Source organism: Trueperaceae bacterium, assembly GCA_031581195.1.
GTDB lineage: Bacteria > Deinococcota > Deinococci > Deinococcales > Trueperaceae > SLSQ01.
This window is the reverse complement of sequence record JAVLCF010000225.1, coordinates 1-1,207: the sequence shown is the minus strand read 5'-3', so window position 1 is coordinate 1,207 and position 1,207 is coordinate 1. Positions and strand designations below refer to the sequence as shown.

The 1,207-nt window shown below is 79.3% G+C and carries 1 protein-coding gene; it reads right to left on the bottom strand.

The window, feature by feature from the left end; translation table 11 throughout:
* Positions 1-1,179, bottom strand: a 1,179-nt coding sequence (locus RI554_11625) for a PASTA domain-containing protein (GenBank protein ID MDR9392662.1), incomplete at its 3' end; no start/stop codon positions are given.
* Positions 1,180-1,207: the final 28 nt, after the last annotated feature.

Here is a 1,207-nt window from a genome sequence, read left to right as displayed (position 1 = left end):
GTCGAAGAAGGGGGCCCCCTCGGCATCGGCGACGAGGAGCCGGACGGTGGACGCGCGCACGCGGACGGCGTGCCACGGCGCCGGCGTCGTGGCGAGCACGGTGCCGGGCGCGGCGCCGGACGCCGCGACGCGCTCCACGACGACGCGGTCCGCGCTCCATCCCGCGACCCGCGCCAGGTCGCGGGCCACGGCGACGTCGAGGCCGCGCAGGTCGGGGAGGAAGGTGCGTTCCGGACGCGGACCGTCGCTCAGCAGCAGGTGCACCGCGGTGCCGGGCGGGCGGTCGCCGTTCGGGCCGGGCGCGTGCGCGACGACGGTGCCGGCGGGGACGGCGGCCGGAATGCGGGCGACGTCCCCGACGACGAAGCCGCCCTCGCGGAGGTGGGCTTCGGCCTCGCTCCGCGTCCGGCCGACGAGCGACGGCAGCGGCGTGGCGGCCGGGCCGGCGTTGGCTTCGACGTACGTGAGGCGGACGGTGCGGCCCGGCCGCAACGACGTCCCGGCCGGCGGGGCGGTCCGCAGCACCGTGCCGGCGGGCGCGTCGCCGGGCACCGCCACCGGGGCGACCCGCACGCCGAGCGCCGCGAGGTCCGCCGCCGCGTCGGACGCGGACGCGCCCGCCAGGTCGGGAAGGGTGACGACCGCGTCGTTGACCGTGCCGCGCCACCCCACGAGCGCGAGGAGGATCGCGAGGCCGAACGCGAGCGCGGTCGCCGCCGCGGTCCGAACCGCGCGGGGGGAGGGGCGGCCGGGTTCCGGGGCGTGCCCCGCTCCACCGTCGCCGGCCGCGACGTCGTCGAGGTCCCCGTCGAGCCCGGCGAGGACGACGGCGTCGCCGTCGCGGCGGAGGTCGGCGGCGGCGGGGTCGAGCCCCGCCCCCTCGAGGCGCGCGCGCCAGGCGTCGTCCAACGACGCGCGCGGCCACCCGGTCGGGTCGGCCCACACCGCGTAGCGCGCGCCGGGCCGGGAGACGACGTCGAGCAGGCGGACGTCGGGGTCCCGCGCCAGGCGTTTGAGGGTGCGTCGGTACGTCTCGAACGCCGGTTCCGCGTCGGGCGGGAGGTCGTAGACGACGAGTCGGACCGGGGTGCCGGCCGGGTCGGTCGCGCGCACGAGCGTCCGACCGTCGCCGGTCGCGCGTTGCTCGAGGACTTCGTAGGTTCCGTCGATCAAGGGCACGTCGACCGCCTCGCGCGAGGATACCGCG